Source organism: Microbacterium sp. sgz311019 (assembly GCF_056135325.1).
Genome location: NZ_JBWAXO010000005.1, coordinates 279091 through 296022, shown reverse-complemented (window position 1 = coordinate 296022; position 16932 = coordinate 279091). Strand labels below are relative to the sequence as shown.

General features: G+C 67.8%; 14 protein-coding genes. 4 read left to right on the top strand and 10 right to left on the bottom strand.

Annotation, left to right across the window (positions count from 1 at the left end; genetic code table 11):
* Positions 1-150: 150 nt before the first annotated feature.
* On the top strand, positions 151-1026 hold the full coding sequence (locus tag AC0NZN_RS10310; RefSeq protein WP_474592206.1) for an AraC family transcriptional regulator: 876 nt from the start codon (positions 151-153) through the stop codon (positions 1024-1026).
* A gap of 47 nt (positions 1027-1073) precedes the next feature.
* Here AC0NZN_RS10310 and glpK read toward each other — a convergent pair whose 3' ends face one another.
* From glpK to AC0NZN_RS10280, 6 genes are all read right to left on the bottom strand, one after another.
* Positions 1074-2585 carry a glycerol kinase GlpK gene (glpK, locus tag AC0NZN_RS10305; protein WP_474592205.1) on the bottom strand — a complete coding sequence of 504 codons (1512 nt, stop codon included), beginning with the start codon at positions 2583-2585 and terminating at the stop codon, positions 1074-1076.
* 25 nt (positions 2586-2610) lie between these two features.
* Positions 2611-4347 (bottom strand): glycerol-3-phosphate dehydrogenase/oxidase, encoded by a 1737-nt coding sequence (locus AC0NZN_RS10300; RefSeq protein WP_474592204.1) that lies wholly within the window; start codon positions 4345-4347, stop codon positions 2611-2613.
* Positions 4348-4464: 117 nt separating this feature from the next.
* Positions 4465-5796, bottom strand: coding sequence for an ABC transporter substrate-binding protein (locus AC0NZN_RS10295; RefSeq protein WP_474592273.1), 1332 nt, complete (start codon positions 5794-5796; stop codon positions 4465-4467).
* A 32-nt stretch (positions 5797-5828) separates the two neighbouring features.
* Positions 5829-6740, bottom strand: a complete 912-nt coding sequence (locus AC0NZN_RS10290) for a carbohydrate ABC transporter permease (protein WP_474592203.1) — start codon at positions 6738-6740, stop codon at positions 5829-5831.
* The gene (locus AC0NZN_RS10285) at positions 6737-7597 is read right to left on the bottom strand and encodes a carbohydrate ABC transporter permease (RefSeq protein WP_474592272.1); all 861 of its coding nucleotides are present in this window, start codon (positions 7595-7597) and stop codon (positions 6737-6739) included. The genes AC0NZN_RS10290 and AC0NZN_RS10285 overlap by 4 nt, the downstream gene beginning before the upstream one ends.
* A 91-nt stretch (positions 7598-7688) precedes the next feature.
* Complete coding sequence (locus tag AC0NZN_RS10280) at positions 7689-9725, bottom strand: beta-galactosidase (protein WP_474592202.1); 2037 nt, start codon at positions 9723-9725, stop codon at positions 7689-7691.
* Between the two features lie 123 nt (positions 9726-9848).
* Here AC0NZN_RS10280 and AC0NZN_RS10275 point away from each other — a divergent pair, with 123 nt between their 5' ends.
* Entirely contained in the window at positions 9849-10871 is a 1023-nt protein-coding gene (locus AC0NZN_RS10275; protein WP_474592201.1) for a LacI family DNA-binding transcriptional regulator, read from the top strand.
* A gap of 100 nt (positions 10872-10971) precedes the next feature.
* Here the strand turns inward: AC0NZN_RS10275 and AC0NZN_RS10270 are convergent, their stop codons facing one another.
* The 3 genes from AC0NZN_RS10270 to AC0NZN_RS10260 all read right to left on the bottom strand — a co-directional run bounded on the left by AC0NZN_RS10270 (position 10972) and on the right by AC0NZN_RS10260 (position 13419).
* Positions 10972-11703: an alpha/beta hydrolase gene (locus tag AC0NZN_RS10270; protein WP_474592200.1), complete on the bottom strand. Its 732-nt coding sequence runs from the start codon at positions 11701-11703 to the stop codon at positions 10972-10974.
* Positions 11704-11837: 134 nt separating this feature from the next.
* On the bottom strand, positions 11838-12374 hold the full coding sequence (locus AC0NZN_RS10265) for a carbonic anhydrase (RefSeq protein WP_474592199.1): 537 nt from the start codon (positions 12372-12374) through the stop codon (positions 11838-11840).
* A gap of 58 nt (positions 12375-12432) precedes the next feature.
* Entirely contained in the window at positions 12433-13419 is a 987-nt protein-coding gene (locus tag AC0NZN_RS10260) for a carbon-nitrogen hydrolase family protein (RefSeq protein ID WP_474592198.1), read from the bottom strand.
* Positions 13420-13586: 167 nt separating this feature from the next.
* On the opposite strand from AC0NZN_RS10260, the gene AC0NZN_RS10255 reads away from it, so the two are divergent.
* On the top strand, positions 13587-14528 hold the full coding sequence (locus AC0NZN_RS10255; RefSeq protein WP_474592197.1) for a helix-turn-helix domain-containing protein: 942 nt from the start codon (positions 13587-13589) through the stop codon (positions 14526-14528).
* Between the two features lie 200 nt (positions 14529-14728).
* On the opposite strand, the gene AC0NZN_RS10250 is transcribed toward AC0NZN_RS10255, so the two are convergent.
* Positions 14729-15268 carry a TetR/AcrR family transcriptional regulator gene (locus tag AC0NZN_RS10250; RefSeq protein WP_474592196.1) on the bottom strand — a complete coding sequence of 180 codons (540 nt, stop codon included), beginning with the start codon at positions 15266-15268 and terminating at the stop codon, positions 14729-14731.
* An 85-nt stretch (positions 15269-15353) separates the two neighbouring features.
* Here AC0NZN_RS10250 and AC0NZN_RS10245 point away from each other — a divergent pair, with 85 nt between their 5' ends.
* Complete coding sequence (locus AC0NZN_RS10245; RefSeq protein ID WP_474592195.1) at positions 15354-16799, top strand: MFS transporter; 1446 nt, start codon at positions 15354-15356, stop codon at positions 16797-16799.
* Positions 16800-16932: the final 133 nt, after the last annotated feature.

Below are 16932 nucleotides of genomic sequence, written 5' to 3'. Positions count from 1 at the left end.
GCGACCATGGTTGGAACAAGCACGAACATGGACAAAACGCTGGTTACAGCGTCGGGTGACGCGCAATTCGCGCCCATCACAGGGTGACCAATACTGAGGTCATCACCAATCTTCGCCACGCGCTATGGATGATCAGCCAGAGCATGTCGCATGATGTATGTCGTGAAGCTCATCGAGGGGTTCCGCAACGAGCGAATGCATGTCGTGCCACGGCCTCTGGTCGACGAGGCCCTGTCCCGACCCGTGACGCGCCGCCTGGTCATCACCGACGCCGGGATGTTCCCCGAGGCTCGCCACCACGAGCGCAGCCGGCCGATGGGCGCGCAGGACACGATCCTCATCGTGTGCACGGCCGGCTCGGGATGGGTCGAGATGGAAGGTGTGCGAAGCGGCGTCGGCCGCGGCACCGTCGTCGTGATCCCTGGCGGCGAAGCGCACACCTATGCGGCATCGGCCACGAACCCGTGGACGATCTGGTGGTGCCACCTGCGCGGAACCGATGTGCACGAGCTGGCCGCCGCCACCGGCGCGACCAGCGCCCGGCCTGTGATCACGCTTCGCGGGGTCGAGCGCTGCGTCTCTCTCATCGACGAGATGCTCACGTTGATGGAACGAGGCCTCACACCCGCACGCATGATCGGTGCCGCGGGCGCGGGGTGGAAGCTGTTCACCCAGATCGCGCTCGATGCGGCCATCCCCGACCAGAGCGATCCCCTCCACCGCGCGATGGCGTTCCTCGAGGATCGCATCGAGAGCGCCGTCCGCGTTCCGGATCTCGCCGCGATGGTCGGCATCTCGACCTCGCATCTCGCCGCCCTCTTCCGCCAGGCCACGGGGGGAGGCGTGCTCAGCTACCAGACCTCGCTTCGCATGGGGCGTGCACGACAGCTCCTCGACGGGACCTCATTGAGCATCAGCGAGGTCGGAGCGGCGGTGGGCTACGAAGATGCCCTCTACTTCTCCAGGCAGTTCCGCCGGACGCACGGGGTGAGCCCGTCGCAGTACCGCGCCCAACGGAAGGGGTGATGTCGAGGAGCCCCCGGAGTATCGCTCGAGTGGCAGACGGCGCGGTGCTACTCGTTCACGTCGTCGTCGACCCAGTCCAGAGTCCTGCCGACGGCCTTCTTCCAGTTGCGGAACAGACGCTCGGTGTCGCTGCGAGGAGCGTTCGGCACCCAGCGGGCGCTCTCCTGCCAGGTTGCCTTCACGTCGTCTTCGCCGCGCCAGAACCCGACGGCGATGCCGGCGACCACGGCCGCGCCCAGCGCTGTCGTCTCGGTGACCTCGGGACGGATGACGTCGACACCCAGCTGATCCGCCTGGAACTGCATCAGCAGTCCGTTGCCGACCATCCCTCCGTCCACCCGCAGCTCGGTCAGTTCCACTCGTGCATCGGCATTCATCGCCTCCACGACCTCGCGGGTCTGGTACGCGGTGGCTTCGAGCGCCGCCCGGGCGATGTGCTGCTTGGTGACGTATCTGGTCAGGCCCAGGATGGCGCCCCGCGCATCGGGCCGCCAATGCGGCGCGAACAGTCCTGAGAACGCGGGCACCAGGTACACGCCTCCGTTGTCCTCGACCTGGAGCGCGAGCTTCTCGACGTCGGCGGCGTTCTCGAACATGCCGAGGTTGTCGTGCAGCCACTGGACCAGAGATCCGGTGACCGCGATCGAGCCCTCGAGGGCGTAGACCGGCGGCTCAGCGCCGAGCTGGTAGCAGACCGTCGTCAGCAGCCCGTGGTTGCTCATGATCGGGCGCCGGCCGGTGTTCATCAACAGGAAGTTGCCCGTGCCATAGGTGTTCTTGGCGTCGCCCGCACGGAAGCACGCCTGCCCGACCATCGCTGCCTGCTGGTCGCCGACGACACCGGCGATGGGGATGCCCGAAAGCAGGCCTCGGCCGGTCCCGTACACCTCCGATGACGATCGGATTGTGGGCAGCATCGACAGCGGAATACCCAGGTCGGCGGCGATGTCGCCGCGCCACTGGAGGGTGGTGAGATCCATCAGCAGCGTCCGCGAGGCATTGGTCACGTCGGTGACGTGCAAGCCGCCGTCCACGCCACCGGTGAGGTTCCAGATCAGCCAGGAGTCGACGGTGCCGCACAGCAGATGCCCGGCTTCGGCGTCGGCGCGGGCTCCACTGACGTTCTCGAGGATCCATGCTGCCTTGGGGCCGGAGAAGTAGGTGGCCAGGGGCAGCCCCGTGATCCCCTTGTACCGGTCGAGGCCGCCGTCGAGCGCGAGTTCATCGACGATGGGCTGAGTGCGCGTGTCCTGCCAGACGATGGCGTTGTAGACGGGAAGGCCCGTCCGCCGGTCCCACACCACCGTCGATTCACGCTGGTTCGCGATGCCGACCGCAGCGAGGTCGTCCACCTGGATGTTCGCACCCGCCAGGGCCGTCCCGATCACGTGTCCGACGTTGTCCCAGATCTCGATCGGGTCATGTTCGACCCATCCCGGGCGGGGGAAGATCTGGCGGTGGGCGAGTTGGCCCGTCGAGACGGGCCGCCCCGAATGGTCGAACACGACGGCGCGGGTGCTGGTCGTACCCTGATCGATGGCGAGGATGAACTCTGGCATGACGATGTCCGGACGGCTCCGCGCCTCAATCGCGGTGGAGCGGGACGAGCTCTGCCGCGGCCAGCCGTGCCCGGGACGCGGTCCCGTCATCCGGCTCCTGGAGAGCCGCCTCGTAGGCCTTCGCAGCATCCATGTAGTGACGGATCTCCTTCTGCAGCTGAGCCTGCGTCCATCCCAGCTCCGACTGGGCGATGGATGCCACCTCCTCGAGCGCGTCCACCCCGTGTCCGGCGTACTCGTAGCTGATCCGGGTGCGCCTGTTCATCAGGTCATCCAGGTGGAGTGCGCCCTCCGCTCGCACGGCGAAGACCACCTCCGCACGCAGGTATGCGGGTGCTCCGGAGATCGGCGTCGCCGCCTGCGGATCGGCATCGCAGATCGCGGCGATCTCGGCCGTGTCGGTGCCGTAGCGGTGCACGAGGTGATCGGCCATCCTCTCCGACAGATGAAACCGTCGGGCCAAGGCTGCCGCATCACGCTCGCCGGCGTCCGGGCCACCCGCACCCGCGAGCGGGACGTCCGCCGTCCGCGAGGGATGGGCCTGGGCCTCCGGTCCGAGCGCGAAGTCGACGGCGTCCCGGGCCATGACCCGATAGGTGGTCAGCTTGCCGCCCGCGATGGAGACGAGACCGGGGACGGGCGAGGCGACGGTGTGCTCCCGCGAGACCTTCGCCGAGACCGTGCCGTCCTTCATCTGCGGCTGGAGCAAGGGACGCAGCCCCGCCCACGTTCCGACTACGTCGGCCCTGGTCAACGGCCGCGTGAGGACTTTGTTCGCCTCAGCGAGGACGTAATCGATGTCCCGAGCGGTCGGCACCGGGTGCGTGAGGTCCTCGGTCCACGGCGTATCCGTGGTGCCGATCACCCAGTACCTCGACCACGGGATCACGAACAGCACGCTCGACGCCGTCTGCAGGATCAGGCCCGGGTCACCCTGGATCCGATCCTTGGGGACGACGACATGGATGCCTTTCGACGCCAGGACCTTCAGGCCGCTGTCCGCGGCCATGCCCTGCGTCTCCTCGGTCCACACGCCCGTGGCGCTGATGACCACCGTCGCGCGGGTTTCGAACCGCTCGCCCGTCTCGAGATCGATGAGCGTCGCACCGTCGACCCGGCCCGCGGCGTCCTTGGTGAGACCGACGACTTGCACGCGGGATGCTGCGCGCGCGCCGTGGCCGACGGCGGTGCGCACGAGCGTGGTCACGAAGCGAGCATCGTCGACGGTGGCGTCCCAATACTGAATCGCCCCGACCGCCGCCCGACGGCTGAACGCCGGAAAGACCCTCTCCAGACCCCGGCGTCCCAGATGCCGGTGCCAGGGCAACGGTCGCGGGCCCCTTCTCAGCGACGCGAGAGCGTCGTACAGCGCGATCCCCGCGCCGATGTAGAGCCGATCCCAGATCGGACGCTTGAGGGGGAAGAGGAAGGGAACCGGCCGCACGAGGTGCGGGGCAAGGCTCTTCAGCAGCAGGTCGCGTTCGGTCAGTGCCTCGCGAACGAGCTTGAAGTCCAGCATCTGCAGGTAGCGCAGTCCGCCGTGCATCAGCTTGCTCGAGCGACTGGATGTGCCGGCCGCCCAATCCTGAGCCTCCACGACAGCGGTCTTCAGGCCCCGACTGGCCGCTTCCAGAGCGATACCTGCGCCTGTCACGCCCCCGCCGATCACCAGGACGTCGAGCGGCTCCTCATCCTTGCCGGCGGCGGCGAGCGCACGCAGCGCGTCGCTGCGCGTCTGCGCATTGATGTGATTCTCCAACATGCGTTGGCATCCTTCCCGACCTCCACGGCGGAGGCCCTCCCAGCGATCCGGGCCGCGGGCGTCGACAAGGTCCCTGTCGACGCCCGCGGCCCGCAGGCAACAACGTGCTGGCCGCGGCTATCCCTTGACGGGGATCGACTGGGCCTTCAGTGCGTCGATCGTCTTCTGCTGCCCGGTCTTCAGCGCGTCCAGCAGCGTGCCGGATCCGCCGAGCGCCGCGCCGAAGCCGTCGGACACGTCGGTGTAGGTCTGCGTCATGGTCGGACCCCATGTGAAGTTGGGGTCGACCTCGCTGGAGGCCTGCTTGAACACGTCGTAGATGTTCTCGGCCCCGAAGAAGGCCTGGCCGGAGGTGAATGCGGGCAGGTCGGCGCCGGCCTTGGCGGCCGGGTAGAGACCGCCGAGCTTGTTCTCCAGGGCGAGCGCCTCGGGGTCGGTGTTCAGCCACATGGCGAACTTGCTCGCCTCGTACGGGTGCTTGGAACCCTTGAGCACGGCGGTCGAGGAGCCACCCCAGTCACCGGCCTTGTTCTCGCCGGCCGACCACTGGGGCATCGGAGCCACGGCCCACTTGCCCGCCGTGCTCGGAGCGCCCGACTCCAGCGTCGAGGCGCCCCAGACCGCGGAGACCCAGGTCCACTGCTGGCCGTCGTCGAACGACTTGTTCCAGTCGTCCGAGAACGAGGCGAGCTTCGAGACCTCGCCGGCATCGATCAGCTTCTGCCAGTAGTTCGCGACCTGCGTCGACTTGTCGTCCGTCAGGTTCACCGTCCACTCTTTGCCGTTGTTCTTGAACCATTGGCCGCCGGCCTGCCACACCATGCCCGCGAACCAGTTGACGTCGGTCTTCGGGAAGTTGGTGATGTAGGCGCCCTTCGCCTTGATCAGTGCCGCGTCCTTGGCGTACTCGTCCCACGTCGTGGGCACCGGGATGCCCGCGGCCTGGAAGAGGTCCTTCCGGTAGAACAGGGCGATCGGGCCGGTGTCCTGCGGGATCGCGTAGACGGTGTTGTTCTCGCCGAAAGTGACCTGCTTCCAGGTCCAGTCGACGAACTTGCTCTGAGCGCCACTCACCGGCTGGCAGGCCGCGATGTTGGTGAGCCCGTCCTGGACCCGGAAGTTCGGCAGCGCGTCGTACTCGATCTGGCCCAGGTCAGGCGCGTTGCCGGCCTTGATCTGGTTGAAGAAGTTCTGGTACGTGCCCGAGTTGCCCGAGGGACCGGTCTGGAACTTGACCTGGATGTCGGGGTTCTTGCTGTTCCACAGGTCGACGACCTTGTCCATTCCCGGCACCCAGGTGGTGAAGGTCAGGTTGACCTTGCCGGAGGAGGGCTTGCAGTCACCGGCAGCCGCGCTGCTCCCGTTGGAGCTCTGGCCGGAACAGGCCGTCAATGCGAGCGCGGCGGTCAGGCCGACGGCTGCGGCGACCATCATGGTGCGTGCTTTCATCATGTGTCCTTTGTGATTGTGATCGGGTTCGGTTACTTGACGCTTCCCGCTGCAAGTCCGCCGGACCAGAACCGTTGCAGGCTCAGGAAGGCGACGATGAGCGGGATGATCGACACCAGGGCTCCGACGATCACCAGTGATCGCAGTTCGGGGGCCTGGCCGATCGCACTGTTCCAGGCGTAGAGGCCGAGCGTCACCGGGAACAGGGTCTGATCCCGCAGCATGATCAGCGGCAGGAAGAAGTTGTTCCAGATCGCAACGAACTGGAACAGGAACATGGTCACCAGGGCGGGCGACATCAGCCGCACCGAGACGGTGAAGAACGTGCGCACCTCGCCGGAGCCATCCAGGCGGGCGGCTTCGAGGAGCTCGTCCGGCACGCTGGCGGCAGCGAAGATCCGCGCCAGGTACACCCCGAACGGGCTCACGATGCTGGGCAGGAACACCGACCAGTACGTGTTGGTCAGTTGCACCTGGGAGAAGATCAGGAACAGCGGCAGCGCCAGCGCGGTGGCCGGCACCAGGACGCCGGCCAGCACCCCGTTGAAGAGCACCTCCCGGCCGCGGAAGCGGTACTTGGCGAGCGCGTACCCGCACATCCCGGCGACGAGGGTGCCGAGGAAGGCGCCGACGCCGGCGTACAGGATGCTGTTGATGACCCAGTGCACGTAGACGCCGGAGTCGTACGTGAAGAGCCGCCCGATGTTGCGCACGAGGTTCGAGAACCAGTCGGTGGTGAACCAGAGAGCTGCCGTGCTCGTGAACTCGCCGCGGGTCTTGGTCGACGAGACCAGGAGCCACCAGATCGGGATCAGGAAGTAGAACGTGAACACGGCCATGACGAGCATCGCGCCGAGGCGGGAGACCGGGTTCTCGCGGGCTGCCCCGCGCGGAGCGGATTCGCTGCGCTTGATGCGGCGGGTGGCCGCGGTGATGGTGGTCATGCGAACGCCCTCCGTTGGGTGAGCTTGAGGAACACGAATGAGAGCACGAAGGTGAGCAGCGCCAGCACCACCGACATGGCAGCCGCCAGGCTGTAGTTCGGGATGGATGCCGTCGTGTACACCGTGAGGTTCGGTGTGTAGGTGCTGTTGATCGCCGTACTGAAGCTGCGCAGGGTCTGCGGCTCGGCGAGCAGCTGGAGAGTGCCGATGATCGAGAACACGGCGGTGAGGATGATCGCCGGCATGACCAGTGGGATCTTGACGCGGACGGCGACCTGCCAGTTGTTCGCGCCATCCAGCTTCGCCGCCTCGTAGATCTCCTGCGGGATCGCCAGCAGAGACGAGTAGATGATCAGCATGTTGTAGCCGACGTAGACCCAGGTGACGATGTTCGCGATCGACCAGAGCACCAGATCGGCGCCGAGGAAGTCCACGTTCGCCGTCAGATTGCTGAACGGCGACAGCGAGGGCGAGTACAGGAAGCCCCACATGATCGCGGCGATCACGCCCGGGACCGCGTAGGGGGCGAAGAACGCGAGCCGGAAGAACTTCTTGCCGCGCAGCAGCGGCGAGTCCAGCAGGAGGGCGAACACCAGCGCCAGGAACAGCATCACGGGCACCTGGACGACACCGAAGACGAGCACGCGCCCGACCGAGGTCCAGAACGCGGTGTCCTGGAAGACCTGCACGTACTGGGTGAGGCCTCCGAAGACCTGCGTCGCCGGCCCGAACGTCCCCTGCCGCTCCACGGTGAGCAACGACTGGTAGATCGCGTAGCCGATCGGCACGGCGTAGAAGAGCGCGTAGAGCAGCCCGAACGGGGCGACGAAGACCAGCAGGGCCGGCCAGAGGCTCATTCCGCGGCGGCGGGATGGCCGCGACCGCGCGGCTTGCGCGCTCGTGGCCCCTGTCGTGGGGGGTGACATCGTTGTCATCTCTTGTCCTTTCTCAGTCTTCGCGTGTCGTCTTCACGACGCGCACCGCTCCGGGCGGCAGCGCCAGCCCGTCGACGAGGGCCCCGGTGAGCAGCTCGAGCCCTGCGGCGTCGACCCTCAGGGCCGCGTCCGTGTGGTTGATGAAGAAGCGGTAATCGGCGTCGGGTCCGCGACGCAGCACGGACTCGACGCCCTCGGTGTGATCCGCGGGAACGGCGACACCGGCCTCGTGCGCGGCTCGGACCAGCAGGGCGCTCAGATCCGGCTGGTCGAGCGCGGTTCCGACGTACCAGGCGGCGCCTCGACCGGATGTGTTGCGGGTGACTGCGGGCGACCCGGAGGCCGGGCCGTCCTCGTAGGCGGCCAGCGCCTCCGCGGTGCCCGGCAGGATGTGCTCGGTCCAGATGGTGCCGCGTGCCCCATCGGTCAGGGTCACGCTCTCGCCCGCGCCGAGCGGGAAGAACTCGTCGACGTGGAGGCCGAGGAGGTGCGTGAAGGCGCCCGGGTAGCCCCCGAGGCGCACGCGATCGTCCTCATCGACGATGCCGGAGAAGAAAGTGATGACGGCGGTTCCGCCGTCGGCCACGAAGTCGGTCACAGCCTTCGCCTCGGTGTCGCGGACGAGGTACAGGGACGGTACGACGACCATGCGGTAATCAGAGAGGTCGGCTCCGGGCTTCACGACGTCGACCGTGATGCCCGCCTCCCACAGCGCGCGGTACATCGCGTGCGTCTGCTCCAGGTAGCGCAGCTCCTCCGACGGGTGCGAGTCGAGGTCGGTCGCCCACCACGCCTCCCAGCTGAAGATCATTGCGGCATCGGCGACCACGCGCGTTCCCGCCACCTCGCGGACAGAGCCCAACGCGTTGCTCACCTCCAGGACTTCCCGCCACTTGCGGCTGTCCGTTCCGGCGTGCGGGAGCAATGCGGAATGGAACTTCTCGGTGCCCTGGGCCGAGGCACGCCACTGGAAGAAGCAGACGCCGTCCGCGCCCCGGGCGACATGGGCGAAGGTGTTCCGCATCAGCTCGCCGGGCGTCTTCGCGATGTTGCGCGGCTGCCAGTTGACGGCGCTGGTGGCCTGCTCCATCAGCAGCCACGGGGCACCGTCAGCGAGCCCACGGGTCGTGTCGGCCGCGAACGAGAGCTCCTGGTGCGGGTCGGCAAGGCGATGGTCGAGGTAGTGGTCGTTGGCGATGACGTCCATGTGCGGCGCCCACCGCCAGTAGTCCTGGTTGCGGATGTGCGCGGTCACCATGAAGTTCGTGGTCACAGGTACGGTGCTCAACCGGCGGAGAACGCGCTCCTCGACCCGGTAGCACTCCAGCACCTCGTCGGAGCTGAACCGAGCGAAGTCGAGCGCCTGCGCGGGGTTTCCCGCGGAAAGCGTGCGGCGGGGCGGGAGGATCTCCTCCCAGGCTCCGTAGCGCTGGCTCCAGAAGGCCGTGCCCCATGCCGCATTGAGCGCGTCGAGCGTCTCGTACTTGGCGTGGAGCCAGTCGCGGAAGGCCGCGGCGGAGACGTCGCAGTAGCAGTGCGCGTTATGGCAGCCGAGTTCGTTCGAGACGTGCCAGAGCTGTACCGCGGGGTGCGAGCCGTAGCGGGTGGCGACCTCCGTGGCGAGGCGCTCGGCTGCCGCACGGAACACCGGCGAGCTCGGACAGTACGCCTGCCGGCCGCCGGGCCAGGCGCGGATGCCGTTCGCGTCCACCGGCAGGATCTCCGGGTGCCGCGTGCTGAGCCACGGCGGCGGGGACGCGGTGCCGGTTCCGAGGTTGACTCCGATGCCGGCCGCGTGGAGCAGCTCGATGATCGCGTCCAGGCGTGAGAAGTCGAAGACGTCGGGCTGCGGCTGGACCTGCGCCCACCCGAAGACGTTGATCGCCACGATGGTCACGCCCGCCTCACGCATGAGGCGGATGTCCTCCGGCCACACCGCCGGATCCCACTGCTCCGGGTTGTAGTCGCATCCGAACGCCAGCCGGCTCCCGGTCTCCCCCGACGACGTCAGCGTCGTCAGTGCCGAACCGACTGAGCTGCTGGGCGACATCGTGACCTCCTCGTCGAATCTGTGAACGTTCCCAGTTGCAGTGGAACCGTACCGACTGAAACTCTCTGGGAACGTGCACAGACTATGTGCGGCCTGACGCGGTTGTCAAGCTAAGGTGGCCATATGACCTCCGAGGCGGCTCGCCCGCGCCCGGCGACGATCCATGACGTCGCGCGCACGGCCGGGGTGTCGCGAGGCACCGTGTCCCGCGTGATCAACGGCGAGCCATACGTCTCCGCCGAAGCACGGGCCGCCGTCGAATCCGCGATCCTCGAAGTCGGCTACGTCCCCAACACCGCGGCGCGGAATCTGAAGACGCGACGGTCGGGCGCGATCGCGCTGATCGTCCACGAGCCGCACTCGCTGTTCCTCGAAGACCCGAACATCGGCACCATCCTCCTCGGCACGAACACCGTGCTCTCGCAGGCCGACTACCAGCTCGTCACGCTGATCATCGACTCCACGCGCGACAGCGATCGCGTCGCCGAATACCTCCGCGGGGGGTTCGTGGATGGCGTGATCATCATCTCCGCCCGCGCCCTCGACCCCATCGCACAGGCCGTCGCCACGATGGGCATCCCCGCGGCGTTCGTCGGACGCCCACCGGGCATCGAGGGGATCGCCTATGTCGGCATCGACAACGTCGCCGCGGCGCGCTCCATCAGCGCGCGCCTCGTGGCGACCGGCCGGCGACGTGTCGGGATGATCGCGAGCGCGCTCGACCGCGACTCCGGCCGCGACCGCCTTGCGGGCTTCCGTGAGGCCTTGGGCCCGCTCTTCGACTCCGAGCTCGTCGTCGAGTTCCCGCTGTACAGCCACAGTGCCGGGACCGAGGGGATGCGTCAGCTGCTGGAGCGCGCGCCGGATATCGACGGAGTGTTCGCCTCGTCGGACGGCATCGCCGCGGGCGCTCTGGAGACGCTGCGCACCGCCGGGAAGACCGTCCCCGACGACGTCGGTGTCGTCGGGTTCGACGACAGCGCGTGGGCGCTCCGCTGCCAGCCGCCGCTCTCGACCGTGCACCAACCCGCCGCCGAACTCGGAGAGGCCGCCGCGCAGTTGGTGCTCGACCAGATCGGGCGGGTCGGCATCCCGCCCGAAGGAAAGATCCTCGATACGTCGGTGGTGTGGCGCCTCTCCGCCTAGACCCCAAGGGACGTGGCAGACGGTGCGTCGTGCGTTCGACCGAGAGTCGGGCGCGGATGGGCGGACCTCGGCCGAGGTCCGCCCATCACCGGCAGAGCTGTCAGGCCGCGCTGGAGGCGGTGAAGTCCTCGACAGCGCGGTGGATGAAGCGTCCCACCGTGTGCGGGTGGGCGACGAACGCCGTGTGGGAGGCCTCGATGGTCTCGGTGTGTGCGTTCATTCGAGCGGCCATGAATTCCTGGAGCTTCGGCGGGATCGCGTTGTCTTCGCTGGAGATGAGGTACCAGGTCGGGGTGGTGTCCCAGCCACGCACGGTGGCGGACTCCGTGAAGGCGAACGCAGAGAGGGGGCGCTGCGTCGCGAACATCGCACGCGCGGTGGCCACGGACGAGTCCCCGGCGAAGACCTCGCGGAATCGCTCCTCCTTGATGTAAAGGTCGGGACCGCCGGGGGCGCCCGGCGCCTCGTACGATGTGGGGGCGTTCTCCGTGGCGAGGAGGGAGACGGGGTAGCCGTCCTGGATCGCGAGGCAGTTCTCGCCGACGTCGAGCCCGAAGGCAGCCAGATACACCTGGCCGATGACGTTGGTCAGGCCGGCGGCGACGGCACCCATCACCGCTCCGCCGTAGGAGTGGGCGACGAGAACCACGGGGCCGTCGATCGCCGCGACGCGGGTGCGGATGGAGTCGGCATCGGACGTGAGTCCGCGCAGCGGGTTCGGCGGCGCGACGACGCGGTATCCGTCGGCCTCGAGACGGGCGATGACCCCGGTGTAGCCGGACGCGTCGGCGAACGCTCCGTGGATCAGGACGATGGTGGGCTTGATGTTCATGATCGGTGTGCCTTTCGTTGGTGTTTCTTCCGCAACGCGGTCGGTGTGCTTCCCGGTGTCTGGCGGGCGACTGCGGAGGCGCCCGGTGACGACGCCGGCCCCACTGATGTCCCCGCCCGGACGCTGCGCGTTCATCACTGAGCCGTCGGAGCGGCCTGCGGGACCACGGTCTCGACCAGCCCGGTCTCCATCCGCAGTACGTGGCCGGACACGGACGCGACCACGTCGGGCGAGAGCGTCGGGTGCGCGAGGAGCCGAGCGACATCCAGACGCACCGTCTCCACCGGGTCGACGACGGCGCGTTCGGCCAGCACCGAGACATCCGTTCCGGATCGCTGTGCGAAGGCCGAACGGAAATCCGGCTCGGCCAGCATGCCGGTGCCGCATTGCGTGTGATGAATCACTGCCACGTCCAAGCGGACGCGCAGTCGCATCGCCAGGTAGGCGATGTCTTCGATGACCCGATCATCGACCCTGCCGCCGGCGTTGCGCAGCACTCCCGCGTCACCGGTGCCCACGCCGAGGAATCCGGCAGGCTCGACGCGTGGATCCACGCAGGTGAGAACGAGCAGCAGGCGTTCCGGCATCGCTGTCGGCATCGCGAGACGCCCGAGATCGACGGTCTCGGCGAAGCGGCGGTTTCGTTCGAGAAGCTGGGCGAATTGAGTCATCGGTCCTCCATGTCGTATCTGCAACTGCCGGGTCGGCTCGTGATCCGGGTGCGGGTGATCACTCCGGCGCGGTGGCGAGCCAGAGGTCCGGTGCAGCGGGGGCGTCACCCAGAACCGCCGGGGAGCGGCGGGACCGATCGACGGTGAGCTGGAAGACATCCGGGCGGCTGTAATGGCCCACGGGGTCGGCGAACGACTTCGCGATGTCGATGGCGGCGAGGTCGAGGTCGGCGTAGACGAGGCCTTCGGTCCGAGGATCCAGACTCTCGGTCAGCAGCGCACCGTCGGGACCGTAGACCCGGGCATAGCCGCCACCCAGATCGATGATCGGCGAGGGCGCGCCATCCACGAGGAAGTTCTGGGCGCCCGCCTCACTGAGGATCTGCGTGGACACGACCGTGAACGCACCTCCCTCGAGCGCGTAGGTGCGGCTGACTGCCATCGAGGCCTCGTGTCCGAGCGACGGATGCTCTTTGAAGATGCCGAAGCACGGCCATCCGGCGATGTGGATCTGCTCGTGCTGCGCGTAGAGCGAGAACTTGACGAGCGGCTGGAGGTGCTCCCAGCAGTTGAGCGCGCCGACCCGTCCGAGTGGCGTGTCGATGACGACGAGGCCCGAGCCGTCGCCCTCACCGAACAGGGTGCGCTCGGCGTGCGTCGGCTTCAGCTTGCGGCGGTGCAGCAGGAGGTCCCCATTGGGGCCGATGATCGCCTGCGACATGTAGAGCGATCCATGCGATTTCTCGCTGAACCCGAGCGCGACGGTGATCCCCGATCTCTCCGCAGTGGCGCGGAGCCGATCGAACTCGGGTCCGTCTATCGCCGAGGAGTTGGCGTGATACCGCGCGAACGACGGGATCTGCGCGGGCACGGGGTACGCCCACAGGAAGATCGGATAGCCGGGCAGCCAGGTTTCCGGGAAGGCGACGAGATCGGCTCCTGCGGCGGATGCCTCCTCGATGAGCGAGATGGTCTTCTCGACCGTGGCCGTGAGGTCGAACCACACGGGCTCGGCCTGAACGGCAGCGACGCGGATGGCGGGCATTGTGGTCCTTCTCTCTGTGTCCGGTGCGGTCACGGTAGCCAGAGATGAAGGGACGGCGGCAGGCGAAATGTGCAGTCGATTTGACGATTTCTGCATGCACCGCCCGATGTCATCGGGTATTCACACGAGGACATCCGTCCGACGCATCCGGAGCGCACACTGGAGTCATGACAACCGCGACTGCTTCTTCGACGGCAGAGTGGGAGTCGCTTGCCGCCTCGACGTTCGTGCCGCTCGAGGTGGCCGAGTCGCGGGATGCCTTCGCCGGACGAGTCGATACCCGGGTGGGCGACGCCTGCACCCTCACTCGCGTCACATCGTCGCCGTGCATCGTCTCGCGCACCCCGAGCCTGGTCGACTCCGCGGCCGACGATGTCGCCCTCTTCTCGCTGCAGGTACGCGGCAGGAACGATGTCATGCAGTCCGGCACCGTCGCGCACGTCGTTCCCGGTCAGGGGGTCCTCTACCTCGCGCGCCGGCCATACGAGCTCCGATTCCCCCGTTCGGCGGACCTCGTCGTCCTGCAGGTGTCGGTGGACCGTCTCGGGGTGGTGCCGAGCGTGCTCGAGCGGGCGGCCGCCCGCAGTGTGCGCGTCGACGCCGATCCGGCACTGCGCACCTATACACGCGTCATCCGCACACTGTTCGCTCCGTCGCCTCCCGAACAGGAGGTGGCTGCGGTGTCCGAGCTCTGCGTCGAGCTGCTGACCGACATGCTCCGCCGCCAGCTGCGCCTGGCCCCGCCGCCTCGCTCGCATCGCGCACTCTTCGCCGGGTTCGACCGCATCGTCGCTGAACGACTCGATGACCCGTCACTGGGTGTCGCGCAGCTGGCCACCGCCGAGAACGTCTCGATGCGCACAGTGCACAACGTCTTCGAACAGCATGGTGCGACTCCAGCCGCCTTCATCCGCGAGCGACGTCTGGACCGCACGCGCCATTTGCTCGAGACCACGCAGATCCCGTTGTCCGACATCGCCGTGATGTGCGGATTCGGCGAGCTCAGCACATTCACCCGCGCCTTCCGCCGGTCGTCGGGGACCACCCCGAGCCAGCACCGCAGCACCGCGCGCGAGCGGGCGGCATCGCTCGGGCCCGCCGTCCCCTGAACCGCTGATCAGGATGTGCGCCATCGAATGGCGCGCGCCCGCGCCACAGGCAGAGCCCGTGACGTGTTCGCGTCTACGAAGCCGCCCGGATCATGGTCTTCGACGACCACACGACCCTCATCGTCGAGCACCTGAGGCGACGGTATCCTGCCGAGCTCCGGTCCACCCGCGAGAGGGTATGCCCCGCGGTTGTCGTCACGTCAGCCCTGAATCCGAAGCCCGTCGAGGCACACCCCGACGACCCGATCGAGTTGTCCCTCGTCCGGGTAGTCCGCGAGGGCGATTCCGCTGAGCATGCGAAGGATGTCGTCGGCCGTGACGTCGGGGCGCACCGCGCCGTCCGCCTGCGCCGCCGCCAGCAGCGGTTCGGCGGTCGCATAAATGCGACGCCTGGCCGCATAGACGATCTCTGTGTCATGCGCCATCTCTTCCGCGAACGCTCGCTTGCCGATGATGAAATCCACGAATCGGCGCAACCACTCGCTCAGGGCCTGTACCGGGGAGGCCGCCGCGGTCGACGTCGGCGCGAGCAGCTGATCGACCTGGTCCGAGTAGACGGCCTCGAACAAGGCGGCTCGGGTCGGGAATCGCCGGTACACCGTGGCGCTGCCGACCCCCGCGCGCCGAGCCACCTCTTCAATCGATGCCGAGGCGCCGGCCTCGGCGAAGACCGCCGTCGCCGCTTCGACGATCCGTTCGTGGTTGCGACGAGCGTCGGCCCGGAGCGGACGATCGGACACTTCTACCTCATTCCGGGAATAAGTGGGGTGGTCCCCCCGGTTATCCTAAACGGAGGGATCCCCCCACTAATCCTAAGGAGTCAACATGTCTTCCACAACATCGGCGCCCCGGTGGCGCCGTACCGTGGTGCTCGCCCTCATCATGGGCGCCCAACTCATGATGGTGCTGGACACCTCCATCGTCACCACTGCCCTCCCACGCCTCGTCGCAGACTTGGGCTTCTCGCCCGCGTCTCTGTCGTGGGTCCAGAACGCGTACGTGCTCGCCTTCGGCGGCCTGCTGCTGCTCGGCGCGCGTGTGGGCGACCTGGCCGGGCGCAGACGCGTCTTCGTGATCGCGGTCGCAGTGTTCGCACTCGCGTCGCTGCTCGCCGGACTCTCATTCAACGTGCCGACGCTGCTCGCCGCTCGCGTTCTGCAGGGCGCCGCTTCGGCTTTCGCCATCCCGTCCACTCTCGCACTGCTGGTGGGCGCGTACCCCGAGCCCGAGCAGCGGAGCCGCGCGATCGCGATCTACAGCGCGGTCATCGGGGCCGGCGCGAGCGTCGGAATCATCGTCGGCGGCGTCTTCACCGACCTGCTCTCGTGGCGCTGGGGCCTGCTCATCAACGTGCCCATCGGCCTGATCGTCGTCCTGCTCGCCCCGCGCTTCCTCACCGAGACCCCTCGCCGACGCGGCAGCTTCGACCTCCTGGGCGCTCTGACGATCACCGTCGCAATGACCGCGCTCGTCTGGGGCCTGATCGAATCCGGCACCATCGGCTGGACCTCGCCGATCGTCCTCGGCAGCCTGGCCCTCGCGGCCGCGCTCGTCGCGGTGTTCGTCCTGCTGGAGCGACGTAGTCCAGAGCCGATCGTCCCCCTCGCGCTGTTCTCGAACGGGACCCGCTCCGGCGCCTATATCGCCCGCATCCTCATCGTGGGTGCGATGTTCTCGACGTTCTACTTCCTCAGCCAGTACCTGCAGGAGGTGCTGCGATTCAGCGCCCTGCTCGCGGGCCTGAGCTTCATCCCGCTCACCGGCATGTTCTTCGCCACCGTCTACGTCGTTCGACCGCTGGTGCGCCTGATCGGGCAGGAGCGCCTCCTGATCGCATCCCTGGTGATCGCTCTGATCGGGATGGGATGGCTCTCCACCGTGGGGGCGAACACCGCGTTCCTGCCGTGGGTGCTGCTACCGCTGCTGGTTCTGGGAATCGGCCAGGGTATCGCCATCATCCTGCTCACCCAGCTCGGCATGGCGGGCGTGCCCGACGCGCAGGCCGGCGCCGGTTCGGGCCTGGTCAACACCGCCCACCAGCTCGGTGGCTCTGTCGGCCTCGCGATCCTGGCCAGCGTCTTTGTCGCCATCAGCGGCGACCACGCCGGCGTCGCAGCACAGGTTGCCGGCTTCGAAACCGTGTTCCGGGTCGCGAGCGGGTTCTACGCACTCGCCGTCCTCGTCAGCGTGGTCATGCTCGTCGCCGGGCGACCGTCTCGCGCCGGCTCCACCGCCGGCACGGCGGCGGTTACCGCCGTCATCGCCGACTGAATCGAGGAGACGCAACGAACGGCGGCTGATCGTCAGCCGCCGTTCCCGAGTTTCGACGCCCCCGGAGGAAGGATCAACCGGGCAACACCTTCGACGGCGGCGAGTCAGCACCGGCTCACGCAGCTGGGGAACG

Excerpts from the sequence above, each read along its gene's own strand:
- AC0NZN_RS10245 (WP_474592195.1), top strand. The coding sequence starts at position 15,354 with ATGTCTTCCACAACATCGGCGCCCCGGTGGCGCCGTACCGTGGTGCTC.
- AC0NZN_RS10280 (WP_474592202.1), bottom strand. The coding sequence starts at position 9,725 with ATGTCGCCCAGCAGCTCAGTCGGTTCGGCACTGACGACGCTGACGTCG.
- AC0NZN_RS10270 (WP_474592200.1), bottom strand. The coding sequence starts at position 11,703 with ATGAACATCAAGCCCACCATCGTCCTGATCCACGGAGCGTTCGCCGAC.
- AC0NZN_RS10255 (WP_474592197.1), top strand. The coding sequence starts at position 13,587 with ATGACAACCGCGACTGCTTCTTCGACGGCAGAGTGGGAGTCGCTTGCC.
- AC0NZN_RS10300 (WP_474592204.1), bottom strand. The coding sequence starts at position 4,347 with ATGTTGGAGAATCACATCAATGCGCAGACGCGCAGCGACGCGCTGCGT.
- glpK (WP_474592205.1), bottom strand. The coding sequence starts at position 2,585 with ATGCCAGAGTTCATCCTCGCCATCGATCAGGGTACGACCAGCACCCGC.
- AC0NZN_RS10285 (WP_474592272.1), bottom strand. The coding sequence starts at position 7,597 with ATGAGCCTCTGGCCGGCCCTGCTGGTCTTCGTCGCCCCGTTCGGGCTG.
- AC0NZN_RS10260 (WP_474592198.1), bottom strand. The coding sequence starts at position 13,419 with ATGCCCGCCATCCGCGTCGCTGCCGTTCAGGCCGAGCCCGTGTGGTTC.
- AC0NZN_RS10295 (WP_474592273.1), bottom strand. The coding sequence starts at position 5,796 with ATGAAAGCACGCACCATGATGGTCGCCGCAGCCGTCGGCCTGACCGCC.
- AC0NZN_RS10310 (WP_474592206.1), top strand. The coding sequence starts at position 151 with ATGATGTATGTCGTGAAGCTCATCGAGGGGTTCCGCAACGAGCGAATG.
- AC0NZN_RS10290 (WP_474592203.1), bottom strand. The coding sequence starts at position 6,740 with ATGACCACCATCACCGCGGCCACCCGCCGCATCAAGCGCAGCGAATCC.
- AC0NZN_RS10275 (WP_474592201.1), top strand. The coding sequence starts at position 9,849 with ATGACCTCCGAGGCGGCTCGCCCGCGCCCGGCGACGATCCATGACGTC.
- AC0NZN_RS10265 (WP_474592199.1), bottom strand. The coding sequence starts at position 12,374 with ATGACTCAATTCGCCCAGCTTCTCGAACGAAACCGCCGCTTCGCCGAG.